We start from the raw sequence: 21,762 nt of genomic DNA, 5'->3' as shown, positions 1-21,762 counted from the left end.
TTTGCTAAAATGAGAAAAAGTTCATAATAAGGTAGGTATACAAATATGGAAAATACACATAGTTATTCAAAGACACATCAAAAAACGTTTGATTTAATTTTAACATCGATGTTAATTGCGCTTGTTTTCGTTTCTACCGCTTTTTTGAATATTAGACTGCCAATTGCTTCAAATGGAGGGTTAGTTCATTTAGGAACAGCTATGCTTTTTACTGCCTCTATTTTATTTGGACCTAAAAAAGGGGCACTTGCTGGTGCACTAGGTATGGCGATTTTTGATATCATTGGGGGATGGTTATTGTGGGCACCGATCACTTTTGTATCGCGTGCTGTACAAGGTTACATCGTTGGTAAAATAGCTTGGTCAAGGGATCGCAAAGGTAAAAGTATTGCTTTCAATTTATTGGCAACCATCATATCCATGCCACCTATGATAGGTATTTATTTCATCGGGGAAGGAATTATTTATGGGAATTGGATTACACCTTTGCTTTCAATACCTGGGGATATTGTTCAAAATGTATTAGGGGTTATCATTGCACTCCCAATTTGCGTTGCCTTAAAAAAGACTCCTTATTTTATGAAATAAGAAAGCATAAAAATATTCGTATAGCTGTCTAGTTTAAGCGCCCAGCCCCTCGAGGTCTTAAGCAATAATTCTTCGTGGCAAAATCTACCACTACGATTTCTTGCTTAAGCTTGTCGGGGCTTACCAGGGCGCTTGAGCTTTTCTAAATGAAAATGATCTTTTATAGGGAAAGCAGAGATTTAGTGCTTGAATTAGCTACGTCAGTCCCACGCTTTTTTCTGACCCCATTACTTAGTGGTAAATTGACACTTTTGCATGGACCAGAATTTTGCTAAAATGAGAAAAAGTTCATAATAAGGTAGGTATACAAATATGGAAAATACACATAGTTATTCAAAGACACATCAAAAAACGTTTGATTTAATTTTAACATCGATGTTAATTGCGCTTGTTTTCGTTTCTACCGCTTTTTTGAATATTAGACTGCCAATTGCTTCAAATGGAGGGTTAGTTCATTTAGGAACAGCTATGCTTTTTACTGCCTCTATTTTATTTGGACCTAAAAAAGGGGCACTTGCTGGTGCACTAGGTATGGCGATTTTTGATATCATTGGGGGATGGTTATTGTGGGCACCGATCACTTTTGTATCGCGTGCTGTACAAGGTTACATCGTTGGTAAAATAGCTTGGTCAAGGGATCGCAAAGGTAAAAGTATTGCTTTCAATTTATTGGCAACCATCATATCCATGCCACCTATGATAGGTATTTATTTCATCGGGGAAGGAATTATTTATGGGAATTGGATTACTCCTTTGCTTTCAATACCTGGGGATATTGTTCAAAATGTATTAGGGGTTATCATTGCCCTTCCAATTTGCGTTGCCTTAAAAAAGACTCCTTATTTTAATTATAAGTAAAAGTAGTTATAGCTAGTTAGGGATTAGGAGGATTACGATGAAAAAAGTTTCAGTCATCCAAGATTTATCATCTTTTGGAAAATGTTCATTAACCGCTGCGATTCCCGTTCTTTCAGTAATGGGTATACAGCCATGTCCTTTTCCAACAGCAGTGCTAACTGCACAAACGGATTATCCAAGTTTTTATTGTGAAGACCTTACTTCTAAAATGAGTTATTTCATAGACGAATGGAAGAAGCTAGATATAAGCTTTGATGGAATCCATACTGGTTTTGTTACTGGCAAAGAGCAAATTGATAATATTTTCCATTTCTTAGATCAATTTCATACAAAAGGAACACATTTACTTGTCGATCCAGTAATGGGGGATAATGGGGTAGTCTATAAACTTTATACGAATGAATTGCTTGAACGAATGAGAGGACTTGTTAAGCGTGCGGCTGTGATTACGCCGAATGTTACAGAATGCTGTTTGCTAAGCGGATTGTCTTATGAAAAGCTAAATAGTTATACAATCGAACAGGACTATCTAAAAGCGATTCAAGAGTCCGGGGAACTCCTGCAACAACAAACAGGTGCAAAAGTAATCATTACTGGGGTGAATCCATCAAATTCGGATAAAAAGTTTATCGGAAATATGTACATAGATGAGCGTAAATCCGCTTACAGTGCGGTACCATATAATGGTGAAAGTTATTCTGGTACCGGTGATTTATTTGCCTCTGTCATAATGGGAGGCATGATGCGTGGGGAGGATCTAGAAAAGTATGTAGAACTTGCTACAGCCTTTCTAACCAAGTCCATTCATGATTCCTCCTTAGAGCAAACACCAAAAATAGAAGGAGTCAACTTCGAGAAATATTTAGGAATGTTGCTATAATGCGGGACATGGAGACAAGCTCCTTGTCCCGTTTACTTTTATAGGTTTTCTTAACAGGTCAGAAAGCTAAAATTTTGTGCATAGCTGTCTAGCTTGGCGGGGCTGACCAGGGCGCTTGCGCTTTTCTTTATCTTTTGGTTTCTATTCTTGACTATCATGATAAAATGAAAGAATGTATTTAGGAAGAATACATCCTGAAATCAACTTAGGAGTGAAACGAGCTTGAACAAAAAAGACATCGCAAATATTCGTAAACAATTTAAAGTAAATAATGATCTATTACAATTTCATGAAATCTTTAATGTTTACATTATGAAAGAATCGAGTGATATTTACCATCACCAAAGTGTACCATTTGAATTGGTAGAAGAGGAACAGAAGGAGTTATTTATAAATAATTTTAAAAAGGTATTATCCGGTCAGTTGGACGAAAAGCTGTTTGAATTAAAGTTCCAACGTGATATAGAGGATTCCAGCCAGCTAATTCTTCACCAAGGTCTTCTAAGTAATGATACAGAAGAGTGGAAGGGCCATATGCTTCGCATTGTAGAAAAAATGTTGAAAGATAAACAATATGAAATGGATATTGTCGTGACTTTTATTCGTGGAGAATATATGAAACCGATGAAGCGTCGCAATGAAGAGTCGGAAGAAAGTGGTCGTGATACGGTTTATTCCCATTCTTTTATTCTATGTAGTATAAATAAAACGCAAGATCCGAAAAAAGAATTGCTGTTCGACTATGTGGAAAAAGAGTTTAAATATAATTTTGCTGTTGATCCAATTATTAATTTGACGAATCCAATATCGGGTTTTCTATTCCCTTGCTTTACGGATAATGCAGCTGATGTCAACCACGTTCTATATTCGGCAGGAAAAGCATATGAACTAGATTATCATTTCATAGAAGAAGTATTAAATGCGGAAGAAACTATGACTGCCCAAGAGGATAAAGTGGTTTTTGAGGAGATTGTAAAAAAAGTTGCAAACGACCAAATGAATACTTCCACACTTTCGAATGTATACGAAGAAATTCATCGTGTTATAGAAGAGAATGAAGAAGAAGAGATACCGAAATTAGACTATAAAGATGTAGAACAGGTTTTAAAAAGCAGTGGAGTAGAAGATGTCAATACGGAAAAGGTAGAAGAGGCTTTCAAGACAGTGATTGATGATGAAAAATACGAGCTAAAAGCGAGCAGCATCGTACCAAAGCATACGTCTAAGTCTATTAAAATACAAACAAAGGTCGCGGATATTAAAATTAGTCCGCAAGATTTAAGATATGTACGACAAGTCCACGTTGATGGGAAACTATGCCTCGTGCTTGAAGTAGAGGAAAATACGGTGATTGAAGGCTTTGAAATGATCCCAGAAGCTTTATTTAAAAAAGCGGAAGAGAATGGAAAATAATTTAAAAATAGAGAGATAATGCTTGAAATTAGTACACTCGATGAGATAATGACACTTTGTTCTTATCTTCTACTTCTAGCCAATATCTGTTGAGTCTGAATCTACGGCTAGCGTTGCATTAAATTAAACTTTCATTAGTCCTACCTAAACAAAAACTTACATACAAAATTGCCGGTACTTTCGGAATGCAGTTGCTTCCGGGTGCCGGTTTTTTCATGGGTCTGATAATTGTTATTTCTTTTCTTTACGTATAGGAACAAGTGCTCTATAATGAATAATAGATCGAACGAAAGCGGAATTTGTCTTAAAATGGATTGATTTATATGAAAGTTTTGAATATATTAGATCTAAATGCCCCCTAATTGGGAATGGCAACGATAGTAATAGTAAATACATTATATAAAAAAGCTAGCTTTTTTATAGGGGAGGATGGGAATGGTGGGTTATAAAAAAATGGATTTTGAAGAGATTGTAAAACAAAATGAACGTAGAATTTATTTCTATATTCACAAGTTAGATGTGAAAGATCCGCACAAAGAATTTTATCAGGAAGGTTTGGTTGCGATGTGGAATGCATACGAAACGTACCGACCGGATAAAGGACCGCTTGCCACATACTTCAACTATACGATTCGCAATCGAATGATTGATTTGCTCCGTAAAAAGAAACGGGAACAAGATGCAAAAGAAGCTGTTGTCAAGGAGGAAAGTCAAAAGATAGACCTTGGCAATCGTACCCGCAAACGAGAAACAACCGCCCTCATTCATGATCAGACAGATATCCCGGTTACCGACACTCATTTTTGGCAGCAAGTAAAAAATAGGTTAACAAAAAACCAATGGAAGTGGGTTTATTATTTCATCGTTGAAAATATTCCTATAAAGGATATTGCCGAGCAGGAAGGGGTATCCGTGGAAGCGGTAAAAAGCTGGGGCAAACAAGCGAGAAAAAAACTGCGAAAGGTAAAGATGGAAGTGTGATGGGGTGGCGTGTGGGTGAATGTGCCTTCTACCTGGGTAAATACGACAAAAGTTACGCACCGGGCATTTACTATCCGAAGAATGGAGAAAATGCCCGAATTTTGAGGAAGCCGTTAAAGCTTTTGACTTTTATATGAGAACCATAGCAAGAAGCGATCCATAATTTTACATTGTCTATGATAATATGAAATTATATAATAGGAAAAATGGTCGAAAGAGTCAGTAAATGAGGGGTGTGCTAATGGGAAATCAGAAGGAATTTTTGGAAGCTGAATTAGATAGCATCATTAAATATTCGAATGACAACGTTGTAATTACGGATGGAAGTGGAACTGTTCTTCGTACAAGCCCGAATTGTGCTTCGATATATGGAATTGATTCTTCTTATTTAATAGGGAAATCGGTTTTTCAGCTTCAAGAAGAAAACATTTTTAGCCCTTCCGTTACTGTGGAAGTGTTAAAAGATCAAAAGGAAGTACAAGTTATGCAAAAAACGATCAATGGCAAAGTAGTTATGGCTACGGGGATTCCAATTTTCGATAAGGACAGACATATGATTCGAATCATTAGTTTCTCGCATGATTTAACGGAAATCCAACAATTAAAAGAAGACTACGAACACTTAAACACAAAAATGGCACGGTATGAGACTGAGATTGAGGAGCTTAGAGTGAAGGAAACGAAGGTTGAGGGTATTATCGTAAAAAGCGAGGCAATCAAAAAGGTATGGGACCTTGTCTACCGGATGGCAAAATCAGATGCAAGCACCGTGCTGCTCGGGGAATCCGGTGTCGGAAAAAGTATGTTTGCGCGTGCATTGCATAACCATAGTGACCGATGGCAAGAAGCATTTATTGAAGTTAATTGTGGGGCAATTCCGGATAATTTATTTGAATCAGAAGTATTTGGGTATGAACCTGGAGCGTTCACCGGCGCCAGTCCAAAGGGGAGGGTCGGCTTAATAGAGCTCGCCGATCAAGGAACGCTTTTTTTAGATGAAATTGCAGAAATTCCAATAGCGCAACAGGTAAAGCTATTGAAAGTGCTTGAGGAGAAAAAAGTGACGAGAGTTGGTGGATCAAAATCCATTGATGTCGACTTCCGTATTGTTACTGCCACCAACCAAGATTTATCTGCATTGGTTCAAGAGGGAAAATTCCGGGAAGACCTCTTTTATCGCTTAAACGTTGTCCCCATTCATATACCACCTTTACGTGAGCGAAAAGAAGATATTTATCAACTAGCATTGTACTTTTTGGAAATAGTAAATGAAAAATATAATATGGAGAAAACCTTTTACCCGGCAACATTAGATGCTATTCAACAATATAAATGGCCGGGAAATGTACGCGAACTTGAAAATTTAGTTGAACGTCTCGTTGTAACATCGGATACAAATATGATTTACCCTTCAAACTTACCTTTTGTTAACGAATATGGGAGGGGGCAAGATCTAGCGCGGTTTAACGATGATCAATCGTTAAATACATTTGAACAAAAAGGATTAACATTACAAGAATCGTTGGAAGAAGTAGAAAGAGCATGGTTAACGAGAGCTTATCGTCAGTATAAAACAACATATGAAATGGCTGATTACTTAGGTGTAAGTCAAGCAACTGTTGTACGAAGGTTAAAAAAATACAATATTAATTCAAAATGAATCAATTAATTCATGGGTGATTCAAGTTTCCTGTTTTAATTCAATTATGAATTACAGAAAAACGCAAAAATCGCTTGTATACGTAAATAAAAGTTGGCATGCAAATTGCATATATAACTAGTGCAAGGTAAAAATACGAGATAGAAAGCAATTATATAAATTGAAAGGGGATTTTTTACGTGTATCAACCTAAAGATTCATCGAAGTCACCACGATTTACAGGTCCACGTACCTTTATGAGATTGGAGCATGTGAGAACTACTGAGGATGTAGATTTTGTTGTTCTTGGTGTACCTTTTGACACCGCAGCCTCCAATCGGACAGGACAGCGTTACGGTCCACAACATGTTCGCGATTTTTCTGTTCTGTTGCGGCCATATAATCCGGATCAGGATATTAATATTTTTGAATATTGTTCCGGCGTCGATTACGGGGATATTGATGTTATACCAGGAAATATACATCAAACGTATGCCAATATGGAAGCAGGATTGCAGCCAATCTTAGAAAAAGAAATTACACCAATTTTGATTGGCGGGGATCATTCAATAACACTCGGATCTTTGCGAGCGTTCGCAAAGCAATACGGTCCGATATCTTTAGTACATTTTGATTCACACGGGGATACGTGGGATAACTATTTTGGAGAAAAGTATATGCATGGTACTCCTTTTCGCCGAGCAGTGGAAGAAGGATTGATCGATACCGAACATTCCATTCAAGTAGGCATGCGCGGCCCATTGTACGGTCCGGAAGATATTGAAGATGCCAGAGACTTAGGCTATGAAGTAATTCCAATGAAAGAAGTAAGAGAAATTGGGTACGACAAAGTAATGGAACGAATTCATGCGCGAGCGAAAGATAGACCGGTGTTTGTCACTTATGATATAGATTTCCTCGACCCGGCTTATGCACCTGGGACAGGTACTCCAGAAGTTGGTGGACCAACAAGCCACGAAGCGCTGGAATTTGTAAGAGGATTGGATGGACTTAATATTAAAGGTTTTGATTTAGTTGAAGTTCTACCTACCTATGATAATGGTGAAATTACAGCCGTTGCAGCTTCTGCCGTTATTTTTGAAATGATCAGTTTGGTGGCTTTGAAGAAGAGAAGCAGCAGCAAATAACAAAGAAAGTCAATTAAAAAGGAGGGATATTTGTGGTAGAGGGAACCTATGGTATTCTATCTTTACTACCTATAGCAGTTGTCGTGATTTCTGCTATCATTACGAAAAAGGTTATTGAGCCATTGATTTTAGGTACAGTAGTAGGAGCTGTTTTACTTTATGGCTTTTCCTTTTTCCAAAACTGGGTTGGAGACTTATTAGCTACCATGAGTGATCCTGACGTTGTTTGGACAATGGTAATTCCGGCTCTGTTTGGAATATTGATTGCTATGTTTGGTAATTCGAATTCTGGTACAGCATTCCGAGAATTAGCTATAAAATATGTGAAAAGTAAAGAGAATAGTTTATTTGCTACGTACATCTTTGGGATCATTATTTTTATGGACGAATATATGAATGCGTTATTAATTGGCGGAACGATGCGGAATTTAACGGATAAGTTTAAAGTGCCAAGAGAAGTATTGGCATACGTCACCAATGCGACGGGAACTCCGGTGTCTGTACTTATTCCTTTTTCAAGCTGGGCTGTATTTTTAATGGGACTGTATGGGTCAAGTGAACTCTTGAAGACAGATGGATTTACAACGTATGTTTCAAGTATACCTTTTATGATTTATCCCATCGTCTCATTAATTATTGTCCTATTATTCATTTATAATAAAGTACCGATGACACAGTATGTGAAAGAAGCGACAAAAAGGGCTGAAAAGGGTAATTTATTCCCTGAGGGATCTGACGATGCTCACGATATGGATGACGAATCGAAAGAAACTGATGCGAGCGCAAAAAAACCAAGATTAATTAACTTTATTCTTCCTATCATTGCTTTAGTTGCGGGTACGATTATTTTTGATATGGATTTAATTATTGGAGTAATTATTGCAATAGCTACATGCTTTATATTATATCGAGTAAATGGGACGATGACTTACTCAGAGTTATTTGATACAAGCGTAAAAGGGATTCAAGATATGGTGGAATTAATCGTACTTATTGTTGCTATATTTTTATTAGTACGAGTCAATGAAAATTTAGGAACAATTGAATATGTGATACATTCTGTGGAACCAATTATTACGCCTTTATTATTGCCAGGGATTACATTATTAGTTGTTGCATTTTTAGGCTTTACTACTGGTAACTACTGGGGAACGATGGGGATCGTTTTACCAATTATCCTTCCGCTTGCACAATTGAGTGATGTGAATACATCTTTAGTATTAGGTGCAATGGTGTCCGGTGGAGTATTCGGAAGTCAAGTATGTTTCTTTGGTGATGCTGTAACGTTAACAAGTGCGTCGACTCAGGTAAATAATATGCAACAAATTAAAGTTTCACTCCCATATGCTTTAGCAGGGTTAATCATTTCTTTCTTTATTTTCCTGGGACTTGGCTTAATCGTATAAATAGTGGGTAGAGGTTGATAAAGTAAAAGGCGTGACAACGGATAGGAACTTTTGTCGTAATGGAACTACTTTTACAGGATGGTGAAAAAGTGAAAGACAATAATGAATCGTTGAAACAAGAGTTTATTGTCGATGGTGGAGAAGGAAAGGCTTTTCAGGTGAAAAAAGATCAAACAGTTACGGTTACAGATATAGAAGGCCAGCAGGTTATTGACTTTATTGCGTTTTCAGCCAATAATTACAAAGAATTTTTATCCGTTACACAAACACGGACAAATCTTAAACAACAATTTTATTTAGGAAAAAATGATGTACTTTTGACGAATTTAAGAAATCCAATGGCCAACATTATTGAAGATACAGTTGAAGTTCATGATTTGCTAATTGCTGCTTGTGATCCTTACTACTATGAAGAAGTTGGTATGCCAGGGCATCGTTCGTGTCACCAAAACTTTGTAGATGTTTTAGAGCCTTATGGAATTGAAGCCTGGCAACGACCTGATCCATTTAACATATTTCAAAACACCCAAATACGTTCAGACGGTACGTGGTTTCAAAATGATCCTCCTTCTAAAGCCGGAGACTATATCACGTTACAATTTGAAATGGATGCATTATGTGCTATATCCGTCTGTCCATTTGATATTGATGGATTTAATGGTGGGGCGCCTACACCGGTAAAAGTAAAGGTTGATTAGACTACTTATCATAAATAAATCGTGCATATTTTGCACGATTTATTTTGCATGATAATGGGATGGAGGAAAAAGTAATTGGAAAATATTAATGACTTAAGTCTCTCGCACATCGCCTCATTAATTAGAAAAAAAGAAGTTTCACCAGTTGAAATTACAACTCGAATTTTAAATAAAATTGAAGAAGAGAACCCCGGAAACAATGCTTTTATAAGTATATGCAACGAAATAGCAGTTGAAGATGCAAAAGCTGCTGAGAAAGAAATAGTGAGTGGAAATTACAAAGGGCCTTTACATGGTGTTCCATTAGCTATGAAAGATAATATTTCTGTAAAAAATACAAGATGTACGAATGGGTCCATTATTAGTAATCATAATATTAGTCAAAATGATGCTTTATTAGTGCAACAGCTTCGGTATCAAGGTGCCGTCATCGTTGGTAAAACCAATCTTGATGAATATGCAAATAATGTAGTAGGTAAAAATAAACATTATGGTACAATTAAAAACCCATTAAATGCAGATTATAGTGTTGGTGGTTCAAGTGGGGGAAGTGCCGTCGCGGTTGCTTCAAACTTATCCTATGGTGCGATCGGAACAGATACATCTGGTTCTATTCGTATACCGGCAGCTTGCTGTGGAGTTGTTGGATTAAAACCAACCTACAATCTTATTCCAACTGCTGGTGTGACTCCATTATCATGGTCCTTAGATCATGCAGGTGTTTTAGCAAGAAATTGCGTTGATTTATCTATCATTTTCCAATCACTCGTGGCAGGGTCAAAACCAACTTATCTAGATAAAGAAGTGGATCTTAGTCAATTAACTATTGGAGTACCAGAAAACTATTTTTTTGAATTACTGGATGTAACAGTTGAAAAGAAAATTAGGGAAGTTATTGAGATATTTATCAACCAAGGTGCGAATGTAAAACAGGTAACAATTCCAAATATTGAAAGCGCAATAAATGCCCAAGAAAAGATTATTGGGACAGAAGGTGCTTTCTTTCATCAATTTAAATTGGAAGAAAATAAAGACAAATATGAAGTAGAGAATTACGAGTATTTTAAACATGGATTAACGATTTCAAATAAACAATACAATGAAGCATTAAAAATTCGGCAAAAAATGAACAAAAATTTTCAGCAAGTATTTGATGATATTGATATTCTTCTTACGCCCACCCTTCCAATAACCACCCCAAAGCTTACTGCTGGAAAAATAAATTGGGGAGAACAAGAAGAAGATATTTTGAGTACTATGTCTCGTTATACAGGCCCTTTTAATGTTAGCGGATTACCTGCATTAAGCGTTCCGGTCGGGTATAATACGGATGGTTTATCAATCGGATTACAAATTGTAGGTAATATGTACAGTGAAAACCAATTAATAGCTGTTGGGAATTGGATTATGAAAGAGCTAGAGGATGATATTAGTAAATTGTGAGCAAGAATAAAAAATATATGAAACATGCCTTTACTTAACGTGTGCTGTGGAATTCAAAGTATAATTTTAAGAACAATAATGGTGTAATAAGTTCAGCGAAGGAGTTGGTGTTATGACAAATATTAAACCTATTTCCGATTTAAAACATTATAATGATGTTTTAAAGGATATTACTGTAGGAGATCCGGTTTTTTTAACAAAAAATGGTCGTGGTAAATTTGCTATATTAGACATTGAAGAGTATGAAAAAAGTCAAGCCACGATCAAGCTGCTTTCCGAGCTTATGGAAGCTGAAAAAACGATGAAAACTGAAGATGAATGGTTATCTGAAGAACAAGTTAAAAAAGATTTGGGAGTCTAATGTTTTATGGATAAATTAAGAATTAATCCCATTGCTATACAAGATTGATTCTAAGCTCGCACTCTGCAATAGAGTGTTTTTTTATGTTAAATAACAAACAATGTGTAATCATCATCCTATAAATTCAAACAACGCCAAAATATATTTATGTATACGAATGCGACCATTTCATAGTACGATAAGAGAAATGATCATTTTTTAAAGTAATTTTGAATGATTTTCTGCAGTGGAAATGAAAGCGATTTCCCTTACGGCTCTTTAAATACAATTCGAAAGGGTGAATGTCTTGAGTAATCTCGCTTTAACGGATGATCTTCAGGTAGAACTGGACAACCTTATGCAAGAAGGTTATACCGAATCAATGAAAAACAATTCGATAGCTGCGTCTGAAATATGGATAAAATTATGGGGAAGAATAAAAGAGATTATGAAAACCTATGAAATTCCTAATATCGAAACGATGGATGAAGTATTTCATGGACAGCAAAGCATATACAATTGGTCGACTGATTTTGAAACAGAATTGTATAATGCATCAATTGATGATAGAACTTACTCACACGTGCAAATCGATTTCTGCCGTGAATATATAGCCATGTCTAAAGAAAAGGATGAACATAATAATCTTGGGAGAAGACGTGCGATTGCAGAGTCGTATTTCAAGCTTGGGGATGTTGAAAAAGGTGAGCGACTTTTTAAAAAATACGTTCATCAGTACCCAGAGGATGCGTGGGGTTGGATTAACTGGTCTGATCAATACGGTTTACCTTCCAGCCGCAAGAACTTTCAGGACTATGAAAAGGCAATGTCCATTCTTGAAACAGGGTTAAATATATCTGGTTTGATAGATAAGGAGGACGTGCTTGAACGGTTGACGGATTTATATACGAATATGGGTATGGATCAAAAAGCGGCTGATGCTGAGCGTGAAATTGAAGTTATAAAAAATGAAAAACAAAAAAAGAATTTAGAGAATATCCAAGCTCTGAATGAAATGATTGAACAGTCCTCTAAAAGCATGCCTGTGAAGCGTCAGAAAACTGGTCGTAATGATCCATGCCCATGTGGAAGTGGTAAGAAATATAAGAAATGTTGCGGGAGGTAATAGGGGTTCCTGCTGCATGTCACAATCCTTGTTTTTTGAACAAACAAAGGAGGGTTTCATCATGAACATTCACGGTACGAAGAAATTGCTTGACCATTTAAAAATAAAGCCTGAAACAGTGAGCGACCAGCGGGAAATTGCAATCAACCTCAAAAAGCGCGACAGGTAATTGTAGCTTAATTTTTAAAGTGATTTTAATCATGTATAATAGAAGGAACATTGTGGAAACGGATCGTGTCTTGCACAATAAAATTTCAAATAATTTTATCTGGAGCAGTACAGTTTGCCAATGAAAGAGCGAATTCAAATTGTTAAACAATGCTTGTAAATATTCGTACAAAGGGGGCAGGTGAAGATGGCGGCAACGGATCTAACTCGTTTTCATAGACGGTTAATAGTAGCGATAACATTGTCGGCATCTTTTCTTTCTGTTCTTACGCAATTTTTGCTGATCACTGCGTTTCCAGAGATTATGCTTGAGTTTGAAATTAATGCTACGGAAGTTCAATGGTTAACAACTAGCTTTATGTTAACGATCGCCATTCTTATACCGATAACGGGGTATCTCATTGATACGTTTAAGACTAGGACATTAATGATGAGCGCCATGTTCTTGTTTTTTATTGGGACATTGGTCGGGTTGATTGCACCTTCTTTTCCCATTTTGTTAGTGGGGCGTGTTATCCAGGGAATGGGTTCAGGGATTATGATTCCGTTAATGCAGACGCTGCTGTTTTTGATGTATCCAAAAGGAAAAAGAGGGTATGCGATGGGGTTGGCCGGAATGGTAATTAACGTTGCACCCGCGATTGGTCCGCCTATATCCGGTGTTTTAGTTAGTTATTTTGATTGGCGTTCCTTGTTTCTGTTAACCTTGCCGATTGCAGCTATTATTTTGCTCTTGGTTTTTTTATATATGCGTAATATAACTGAGCAGCGAAAAACGGATATTGATACATTATCCATTTTACTGTCAACGATTGGCTTCGGCGGTATGTTGTATGGATTCAATAAACTACAGGAGAATGGGTTGACTAATTCAGTCACGCTTATCAGCTTGATTGCAGGGGCTTTGGCATTGGGCCTATTTGTGCTTCGACAGCTGCGGTTAACGACTCCTATTTTAGAACTCCGCGTGCTTAAAGTGCCTGTTTTTGCTCTTGTTGCATTTATTACGATCCTTTCATTTAGTTTACTTATTGCTATTGAGACAATTTTACCGATGTATGTGCAAAATGCGCAACAGTTTTCAGCTTTTTACAGTGGTATGATCGTGATGCCTGGAGCTTTTACGCTTGCTATTATGTCCCTTTTAGCTGGACGGTTATTTGATAAATACGGCGGGAAAAATATTGCGATTATCGGTTTTGTATTGTTAAGTTTGAGCACGCTTGGTTTTTATTTTATGCTTGGTCTTAATACGCCATTTGCTATTACGGTAGTTTTATTTATGATTTCGATGGGCGGTGTTGCATTAATTCATATGCCAATCATGACCGCCGGTATTAATGCGTTGCCTGATGCGTTGATTCCTCATGGCACGGCCGTTATTAATACTGTTCGCCAATTCGGAGGGACGCTTGGATTGACGTTTATTATTTCGTTTATCAGTAGTGTGGATGAGGGAACGGACATTATGCAGCCGGTGGATTATTTGACCGGGGTGAAAATTGCCTTTTTCGTCTCATTTATTTTTGCTATTACAGGGTTGCTGCTTTCTTTGTTTTTAGAGAAGGATAGGCAACGTGCTAAATTTTAATATTAAACAATTCCCCATCTTCAACAATAGTGTTAAGAGGATTAATCATTTACAATGATGATATAGTTTAAGAATCGTTTAGAAGACTGCTTAGAATAACAAGAAATGGGGTGCTAATTATGAAGATATATGTAAGGAGTGATGATGGAAAAATGATTGAAGCTTTTCAATTAGATGAAAATACCTATACGTTTAAAGCAGAAAATAAAACATTTGAACTTTTTCTTTCAGAGTTGGAAGGTGAATATGGTATAAGTGAGCTATCTGAAAAACAAAAGAAGCGAATGACAAAGGCCATTTTTACGAATGAAGCTATCTTAGAGCAATTAAGAGACGCTAGCGAAAATAGAGATAGTGATTTTTCGTATTATAGTGGGGATGAATTGGAATTCAATAAATTAGTGGATGAGATAAACAGTGACAGATAAAGAAATACACTATGATGTCGTTTGGGGGCAAAAAGCAAGAGTGAAGCTAGCCGAAATGAAACCATTTAAAATTGATCCCAAATTAGTATTCCGTAATTCTAAAAGTATTTTTTTTAAACCGCGAGAAAAAGCTGATGATGTTGTAGACGATCCTGAATCGGCTATTACTGGATATATATTAACAATGTTATTATCGTTTATGATGTACTTGAAGCAGAAAAAAAGGTGCTCGTTGATGCCTGTTATTCTGTCCTGACAGGTTTTACCTTACAAATGTTTTATGGGGAACATGACACCGATCCTCTTTAACTTCTCTAACATGGATAATCGCCAAAACCACTGCCTCATCTACCTGAATTGTAATTCCCACTCAACCCTGCCAATTTTCATGAGTTTGAACAATTGTAATGTCTTCCTCATATTTAAAATAATCCACTTAAGATAGATGAATATCCCCATCAAAAAATTATTTTAAAACAAGTGATACCCGTCACAGCGTTATTCATTGAGAACGGTTATCATAGAGACAAATACATTAGGGGAGGAAATGCGTATGGCTACTTTTACAGCTGATCAGACACCTGCATCAATTGTCAAAACTTTTCCGAAGGCGAGCGATTTATTCAAGGAGCGCCGCATTGATTTTTGCTGTGGGGGAGACCGCCCGTTAAAAGAAGTTTTTCGTGAAGGGGATTATGATTCGGAAACAGTGCTTTCCGATTTGAATACAGCTTTTCAAAAATGGCAGAAAGAAGATCAAGAGGTGACGGATTGGGATGCCATGCCTTCTTCCGAGTTGATTGATCATATTGTAGGGGAACATCATGCGTATTTGAAAAGTGAATTGAGTCCTCTAGGTGAGTTTGTAACGAAAATTTTCCGTGTGCATGGGAAAAATCATCCACATTTAAAAGAACTGCACCGAATATATAACGAGTTTAAAATAGATATGGAAGAACATATGGTTACGGAAGAAAATGATGTCTTTCCGTTGATCAAGGAATATGAACAAAATCCGAGCGAAGCATTGAAGCAAGAAATTATTGATGCAAATGGCGGACTTGAAGATGAGCATGAAGCTGCCGGGAATCTGTTGAAAAGAATGCGAGTAATTACGAATGACTTCCAACCTCCCGCTGGAGCATGCAATTCCTACCGGATCACTTACGCGCGGTTGGCTGATCTAGAAACCGATACATTCCAGCATGTTCATTTGGAAAATAATGTGTTGTTTAAACAGCTTTAGAAGATTTATTGCCTACGAAGGATAGTTGAACGAAAGAAAAACGAAGCGTGAGTATTATCCTCATGCTTCGTTTTTCTTTTGGGTATGATTTTCTGAGTCAGGATTAGTCTTTAAACGTTCGTGTTTCTTCCACTTCTTTATCCTTTGTCATAATTTGCAATCTGCTTGGTTTGTTTTCGGAAGCGACACGTTCTCCAGCTTCAATGGCTTTATCCAATTTGTCATGTTGTTCATACAAACCAACGCCCTCAATTTTCACAAACCATGCTGAAGCATCTTTATTCGGTTCAATTGTGTAGTTTTTCATTAGATATTCTCCTCACTTGTATCGGATAGTAATGTGTGGTTCGTTGTCAACCATCTATCATTCTACTTTCGTATGCAATTTACTGATTTAACTTATACGGAAGACAACAGAAGACCGCTACACAATTTAATTCCCGATAAGTAGAGGTGAATAAACATTTTTTCGAAGACGTATTAACATTCCCCTGTAGATATTCATTAAGTATGAGTATCGAAGTAAACAAAACAATCTACTTCAACCTATCGGCCTAGCGAGTTTCTTTTCTTCGGTTTTTTCACTTAAATGATCAACGATTCTAGTAATTTTTAAATAAGAGAACTGGAATAACGGACTCTGAATAAAGGTGAAGATAAACGTAATAATAAAAACAGGTCCGCCTAACATTAACCCCAAAAGGACGACACTGCTTTCCGTAATGATACGAACTTTGCCGATAGAGAGACCTGATTTATCAGACATGGATAGCATAAATCCGTCTCTTGGTCCGGCCCCTAAATGGGCGGCGTTGTAGATGCCCCCTCCAATTCCCAACAATACAATTCCTAATAGGATCGTAAAAATATCCGGCCATGAATGTGTCGTCGGCGGGAAAATATCAATCCATAAAAAAAGGTCTACGAATGATCCAACTGTAAATGCATTAACAAACGTACCTAACTTTATATAAGATTTATCAAGGATAAAGGATACGCCTATTAAAAGAATACCGATGATGATCGTCCAAGTTCCAATCGATAATCCGAGTTTCTCATATAAACCTACACTTAATACATCCCATGGAGCTAAGCCCAAATGTTGGACTTTAATTGTTAAGGAAATACCGTAACTTGCAATCAAAAGCCCTAGCATATATAGACCACAACGCAAATAGATCATTTATATCCTTCTTTCATATATAACGAAAATAAAATTTAAGTTTTTCCTAAAAAACAAATTGAAATATTACTGCATACAAATCGTGTCTCTTACTTAACTCATCGGTCTTGCCAGTTTCTTTTCTTTATTTTTTTCATTTAACTGATCGACCATTTCTGTAATTTTTAAATAAGAGAACTGGAATAATGGACTTTGAATAAAGGTGAAAATAAACGTAATTACAAAAACAGGCCCGCCTAACAATAACCCAAGAACAACGACACTGCTTTCTGTGATAATACGAATTTTTCCAATGGAGATCCCTGATTTATCAGAAATGGATAGCATAAATCCATCCCGGGGACCTGCTCCTAAATGGGCAGAATTGTAGATGCCCCCTCCAAATCCCATTAAAACGATACCTAGCAGGATCGTGAGAACATCTGGCCATGAATGAGTAGTGGGTGGAAAGAAATCAAGCCATAAAAAAAGATCAACGAATGATCCAACCGCAAACGCATTGATGAATGTTCCAAGTTTTATATATGATTTATCGAGAATAAGGGATATGCCTATTAAAAGAATACTGATGATGATCGTCCACGTGCCTATGGACAGTCCGAATTTCTCGTACAGCCCGACATTTAGAACGTCCCATGGAGCAACACCTAAATGTTTAACGGTTATAGTAAGGGATATACCGTAACTAAATACAAAAAGACCGAGTATATACAACCCCCAACGCAAATAAATCATATCGATCCTTCTTTCATTTGTTAGACATGTGATAAAAATATACGTATGTAACCTATTTTACTACTAAACGAGTAGTGATTACAAATTGAAATCAAAATTTTTGGACGATAAAGTTTATCCATAAGCTCCGTAAGATAATCAAGTTTGGGCTGTTCATAAACAGTTAACCTTCAGACAATCTCCTTTAGCCTCGCTATCACTTTATCAATCTCATCTTTTGTCGTATTCATTCCTAAACTAAAGCGGATGGCACCCATCCCAATATGCTCCGGCACATTCATTTCTTTTAAAACTGGTGATAATTCAACATTCCCGGAATGACATGCAGAGCCCGTTGATGCAGCTAGTTCTGGCATTTGATCCAATATGTCTTGCCCGACTTTATTAATGAAATTGATATTTAATGTGTTGGGCAATCTGTCTGTAGGGTGGCCATTCAATACGACTTGATCACTGAAAGCATCGTTTAGTCGACTCAAAAAATAATTCGTTAGCTCTTGGATATTATTTGTTTTTAATAGTTTTTGAGATAATTCACAAGCAGCGCCTAAACCGGCTGCAAGTAGGGTGTTTTCTGTCCCCGCTCTTAATCCGAACTCATGACCTGCTCCGTGGATGAGTGGCTCCAGCCCAATTCCCTTTTTTATGTAAAGGGCGCCGATGCCTTTAGGGGCATACACTTTATGTCCGGCGATTGTAAGCATATCAACGTTCAAATCTTCTACATTCACTGGCACTTTTCCAATCGACTGGGAAGCATCGGTGTGAAAAGCAATGTCATACTTGTTAGCAATTTCCCCAATCTCTTTAATTGGCTGTAAGGTGCCTACTTCATTATTAGAATGCATGATTGTAATAAGGATAGTTTCATCAGTTATGGCTTTTTCGATGTCTTCCGCTGAAACTTTGCCGTACTGATCTACATTCACATAGGTGACCTTTGCTCCTAATTGTTCCAAAAATCGGCAAGGGTTTATGATAGCGGGGTGATCAATTTTAGAAGTAATGATATGGTTGCCTTTTGCTTGGTTTCGGTAATAAAGTCCTTTTAAAGCGAGGTTGTTCGATTCACTGCCGCCACTAGTGAAAATTACCTCTTCAGGTGCGCTGGAAATTAATTTTGCTACTTGTGCTCTAGCTTTATGTAGTTCCTCTTTAACCGGCTTTCCGGCCCAATGCATAGCGGATGGATTGCCGTAATAATTCTCCAGTAAAGGCTTCATAGATTGAACGACTTCCGGTGCGATTGGCGTACTTGCATTATAGTCCAGATAAATTTGTTGATCCACTTCAATCACTTCCTTTAAGAGGTTGTTCAAAAAGTCACCAAATTATTAGCGGCGAATCTCTTCGTTGGCTTGTTTCTCCGCTCCTTGGAAAAAAGTACTTTTCCTTCGTGCGAAGTGAATTCAAGGTAGTATTACTTGTGCTCATGTATCTAAATGCATACATTCCGCTCCTTGGAAAAGAAGAACACTTTTCCTACGTGTGATGCGGATTCAAGGAAGATTTCCTTATGCTCGAAACTACGCCGCCTCGACCATCTTGCTTCTAATTCGGCACTTTTTGAACATGTACTTTAAAGATAATCATACAACAACTCCAGCTATTACTAAATAAATTGAATCCTTTCACAAAGTTTTAATAATTTCCGATAAACAACTTTTGTTTGACTTCTTAAAATTGAAAAACTGTAGGTGGACGATTAAACTAGATAGTGATGTTCGTTCTCGTCAGCAAGAAGCTTCTTGAGACGTAAACGTGCAATAATTGGGTTTTACAGATAGATGCATTCATACAGCAGTAACTGTTTGTTAAGCAGAGAGGATGAACACGAATAGATATTGCTAAACCAATCTTAAAATATAAAAAAACAATTATTATAACTTTTATTGTGGTAGCTATTATTAGCGCCATTGTGCAGTTCTTTGTTTCCGTTAACTATGACATGGTCGATTATTTACCGGAAGATACGCCGTCAACTACCGCGATGGACGTGATGGAGGATGAATTTGATAACTCTGTTGCGAATACACGGGCGATGGTGAAAGATGTATCCATACAGGAAGCATTGGCTTTCAAAAATAAAATTGAAACTATTGCCGGAGTGAATGAAGTGACATGGCTTGATGATGCTATGGACATTCGCACACCTTTGGCAGTCGCAGATGACGACCTTGTGGAAACATATTATAAAGACAACAACGCTCTATTCACACTGAGCATCGAAGAGGGAGAAGAAGTCGAAGCGACGGAAGCAATCTATGACGTGATTGGTGAAGATAATGCGTTGACAGGCGATGCACTAAATACAGCTATTTCCCAGCAAATGACAGGTCAAGAGTCATTCAATGCTGCGGCGATCCTTATTCCTATCGTCATTTTAATTTTGATTTTATCGACACGTTCATGGTTTGAACCTGTTTTATTTTTAATTGCAATCGGGGTTTCGGTCGTTATAAACCTAGGTACAAATATTTTTCTAGGAGAAATATCATTTATCTCGCAAGCAGTTGCACCTATTTTGCAACTTGCCGTCTCGCTTGATTATGCGATATTCCTCTTGCACAGTTTTGATGATTACCGGAAAACAGACACACCTGAAAATGCAATGAGGCGGGCGATTAAACGGTCCTTTCCGGCCATTGCCGCAAGTGCTTCGACAACATTTTTCGGCTTTTTGGCCCTAACCTTTATGGATTTTGGTATTGGGGCGGATCTTGGTCTGAATCTCGTTAAGGGGATCTTGCTAAGTTTCCTAAGTGTAATGATTCTTCTGCCGGCACTTACGTTAGTCGCTTACCGGTTTATTGACAAAACGTATCATCGAAAATTAATACCAAACCGCTATCCGATAGGTAAATATGTCATGAAATTGCGCATCCCCGTATTGATCCTGGTTTTACTTTTAATTGTACCGGCTTTTCTAGCACAAAGTGAAACGAACTTTTTATATGGAATGGGCGAAAACCCTGCTGACACGCGAGCTGGGCAAGATGAAAAAGAAATTGAAAATGTATTCGACAAGTTTACGCCGATTGTTTTACTCGTTCCAAAGGGGGATCTTGCCCGAGAAGAAGAGTTGGTCGATGAACTTAGTGATCTGAAGCATGTGAAGAGTACAACTGCTTATACGAGTGCAATTGGTACGGGGATTCCGCCGGAGTATTTGGAGGAATCCGCCAGGGAACAATTTTTCTCAGATAACTACAGCAGGATCATTCTAAATACAACAACAGACACAGAAGGAGATGTTGCCTTCCAACTCGTTGATGAGGTGAATGAGGTAACAGAAAGCTACTACGACGATGAATATTATGCGACGGGAGAGAGCCTCACGCTTTATGATATGAAACACGTTGTCGAGGAGGATAACCGACTTGTAAATATTTTAACAGTCGTTGCGATTGCGTTTGTTCTGCTGATCACATTCCGTTCACTAACCATGCCGATTGTGCTTATACTAACCATTCAAACAGCGGTCTGGATTAATTTATCCTTCCCATACTTTACGAATGACCCGCTCGTATATATCGGATACTTAATCATCAGTATTGTCCAGCTTGCGGCAACGGTTGATTATGCGATACTATTCACGGAAGATTATATTAACAATCGGAAGGAAATGCCGAAAGTGAAAGCAATTAAGAAGACGGTTAATGAAAAGATATTTTCCATCGGTGTCTCTGCATCGATCTTGTCTAGTGTCGGATTTATATTGTGGCTAACATCGAGTGATCCTATTATATCTTCTATAGGCATTTTGCTCGGACGGGGGACACTGCTCGCCTTTTTAATGGTCGTATTCTTTTTGCCGGGGCTGTTAACCGTATTCGATCGGTTCATTGAAAAAACAACGTGGAAACCAAATTTCTTTAAACGGAAGTGATG

General features: G+C 37.4%; 21 protein-coding genes. 17 read left to right on the top strand and 4 right to left on the bottom strand.

Features of this window, described 5'->3' with window-relative positions:
• Window positions 1–45: 45 nt before the first annotated feature.
• From ACLIBG_RS07445 to ric, 16 genes are all read left to right on the top strand, one after another.
• On the top strand, window positions 46–588 hold the full coding sequence (locus tag ACLIBG_RS07445) for an ECF transporter S component (RefSeq protein ID WP_439312126.1): 543 nt from the start codon (window positions 46–48) through the stop codon (window positions 586–588).
• 312 nt (window positions 589–900) lie between these two features.
• The gene (locus ACLIBG_RS07440; protein WP_439312125.1) at window positions 901–1,446 is read left to right on the top strand and encodes an ECF transporter S component; all 546 of its coding nucleotides are present in this window, start codon (window positions 901–903) and stop codon (window positions 1,444–1,446) included.
• Window positions 1,447–1,483: 37 nt separating this feature from the next.
• Window positions 1,484–2,326: a pyridoxamine kinase gene (locus ACLIBG_RS07435; RefSeq protein ID WP_439312124.1), complete on the top strand. Its 843-nt coding sequence runs from the start codon at window positions 1,484–1,486 to the stop codon at window positions 2,324–2,326.
• Window positions 2,327–2,548: 222 nt separating this feature from the next.
• Complete coding sequence (locus ACLIBG_RS07430; protein WP_439312123.1) at window positions 2,549–3,739, top strand: DUF4317 domain-containing protein; 1,191 nt, start codon at window positions 2,549–2,551, stop codon at window positions 3,737–3,739.
• Between the two features lie 435 nt (window positions 3,740–4,174).
• Window positions 4,175–4,720, top strand: a complete 546-nt coding sequence (locus tag ACLIBG_RS07425; protein WP_439312122.1) for a sigma-70 family RNA polymerase sigma factor — start codon at window positions 4,175–4,177, stop codon at window positions 4,718–4,720.
• 241 nt (window positions 4,721–4,961) lie between these two features.
• On the top strand, window positions 4,962–6,380 hold the full coding sequence (locus ACLIBG_RS07420) for a sigma-54 interaction domain-containing protein (protein WP_439312121.1): 1,419 nt from the start codon (window positions 4,962–4,964) through the stop codon (window positions 6,378–6,380).
• A gap of 179 nt (window positions 6,381–6,559) precedes the next feature.
• Window positions 6,560–7,507 carry an agmatinase gene (speB, locus tag ACLIBG_RS07415; RefSeq protein WP_439312120.1) on the top strand — a complete coding sequence of 316 codons (948 nt, stop codon included), beginning with the start codon at window positions 6,560–6,562 and terminating at the stop codon, window positions 7,505–7,507.
• 32 nt (window positions 7,508–7,539) lie between these two features.
• Window positions 7,540–8,913, top strand: coding sequence for a Na+/H+ antiporter NhaC family protein (locus ACLIBG_RS07410; protein WP_439312119.1), 1,374 nt, complete (start codon window positions 7,540–7,542; stop codon window positions 8,911–8,913).
• Between the two features lie 59 nt (window positions 8,914–8,972).
• Window positions 8,973–9,611 (top strand): DUF1989 domain-containing protein, encoded by a 639-nt coding sequence (locus tag ACLIBG_RS07405; protein WP_439312118.1) that lies wholly within the window; start codon window positions 8,973–8,975, stop codon window positions 9,609–9,611.
• Window positions 9,612–9,686: 75 nt separating this feature from the next.
• Window positions 9,687–11,054 (top strand): amidase, encoded by a 1,368-nt coding sequence (locus ACLIBG_RS07400; RefSeq protein ID WP_439312117.1) that lies wholly within the window; start codon window positions 9,687–9,689, stop codon window positions 11,052–11,054.
• A gap of 112 nt (window positions 11,055–11,166) precedes the next feature.
• On the top strand, window positions 11,167–11,415 hold the full coding sequence (locus ACLIBG_RS07395) for a type II toxin-antitoxin system prevent-host-death family antitoxin (RefSeq protein ID WP_439312116.1): 249 nt from the start codon (window positions 11,167–11,169) through the stop codon (window positions 11,413–11,415).
• A 286-nt stretch (window positions 11,416–11,701) separates the two neighbouring features.
• A complete protein-coding gene (locus ACLIBG_RS07390) occupies window positions 11,702–12,520 on the top strand; it encodes an SEC-C metal-binding domain-containing protein (protein WP_439312115.1) in 819 nt (272 codons plus the stop codon).
• A gap of 355 nt (window positions 12,521–12,875) precedes the next feature.
• Window positions 12,876–14,279: an MDR family MFS transporter gene (locus tag ACLIBG_RS07385; protein WP_439312114.1), complete on the top strand. Its 1,404-nt coding sequence runs from the start codon at window positions 12,876–12,878 to the stop codon at window positions 14,277–14,279.
• A gap of 119 nt (window positions 14,280–14,398) precedes the next feature.
• Complete coding sequence (locus tag ACLIBG_RS07380) at window positions 14,399–14,707, top strand: hypothetical protein (RefSeq protein WP_439312113.1); 309 nt, start codon at window positions 14,399–14,401, stop codon at window positions 14,705–14,707.
• Window positions 14,697–14,963, top strand: a complete 267-nt coding sequence (locus tag ACLIBG_RS07375) for a hypothetical protein (protein ID WP_439312112.1) — start codon at window positions 14,697–14,699, stop codon at window positions 14,961–14,963. The genes ACLIBG_RS07380 and ACLIBG_RS07375 overlap by 11 nt, the downstream gene beginning before the upstream one ends.
• A gap of 297 nt (window positions 14,964–15,260) precedes the next feature.
• Complete coding sequence (gene ric, locus ACLIBG_RS07370) at window positions 15,261–15,953, top strand: iron-sulfur cluster repair di-iron protein (RefSeq protein WP_439312111.1); 693 nt, start codon at window positions 15,261–15,263, stop codon at window positions 15,951–15,953.
• Window positions 15,954–16,056: 103 nt separating this feature from the next.
• Here ric and ACLIBG_RS07365 read toward each other — a convergent pair whose 3' ends face one another.
• The 4 genes from ACLIBG_RS07365 to ACLIBG_RS07350 all read right to left on the bottom strand — a co-directional run bounded on the left by ACLIBG_RS07365 (window position 16,057) and on the right by ACLIBG_RS07350 (window position 19,160).
• Window positions 16,057–16,260 (bottom strand): DUF2188 domain-containing protein, encoded by a 204-nt coding sequence (locus ACLIBG_RS07365; protein ID WP_439312110.1) that lies wholly within the window; start codon window positions 16,258–16,260, stop codon window positions 16,057–16,059.
• 234 nt (window positions 16,261–16,494) lie between these two features.
• Window positions 16,495–17,136: a YczE/YyaS/YitT family protein gene (locus ACLIBG_RS07360; RefSeq protein WP_439312109.1), complete on the bottom strand. Its 642-nt coding sequence runs from the start codon at window positions 17,134–17,136 to the stop codon at window positions 16,495–16,497.
• Between the two features lie 93 nt (window positions 17,137–17,229).
• Window positions 17,230–17,871, bottom strand: coding sequence for a YczE/YyaS/YitT family protein (locus ACLIBG_RS07355; protein ID WP_439312108.1), 642 nt, complete (start codon window positions 17,869–17,871; stop codon window positions 17,230–17,232).
• Between the two features lie 170 nt (window positions 17,872–18,041).
• Window positions 18,042–19,160: a cysteine desulfurase family protein gene (locus ACLIBG_RS07350; RefSeq protein ID WP_439312107.1), complete on the bottom strand. Its 1,119-nt coding sequence runs from the start codon at window positions 19,158–19,160 to the stop codon at window positions 18,042–18,044.
• 659 nt (window positions 19,161–19,819) lie between these two features.
• Between ACLIBG_RS07350 and ACLIBG_RS07345 the strand changes: the two genes are divergently transcribed.
• A complete protein-coding gene (locus tag ACLIBG_RS07345; protein WP_439312131.1) occupies window positions 19,820–21,760 on the top strand; it encodes an efflux RND transporter permease subunit in 1,941 nt (646 codons plus the stop codon).
• Window positions 21,761–21,762 lie beyond the last annotated feature (2 nt).

The organism is Virgibacillus sp. W0181, from assembly GCF_051846915.1.
Lineage (GTDB): Bacteria > Bacillota > Bacilli > Bacillales > Amphibacillaceae > JBPYCR01.
The sequence above is the reverse complement of the archived record's forward strand: the minus strand, read 5'-3'. Positions and strand labels throughout refer to the sequence as shown.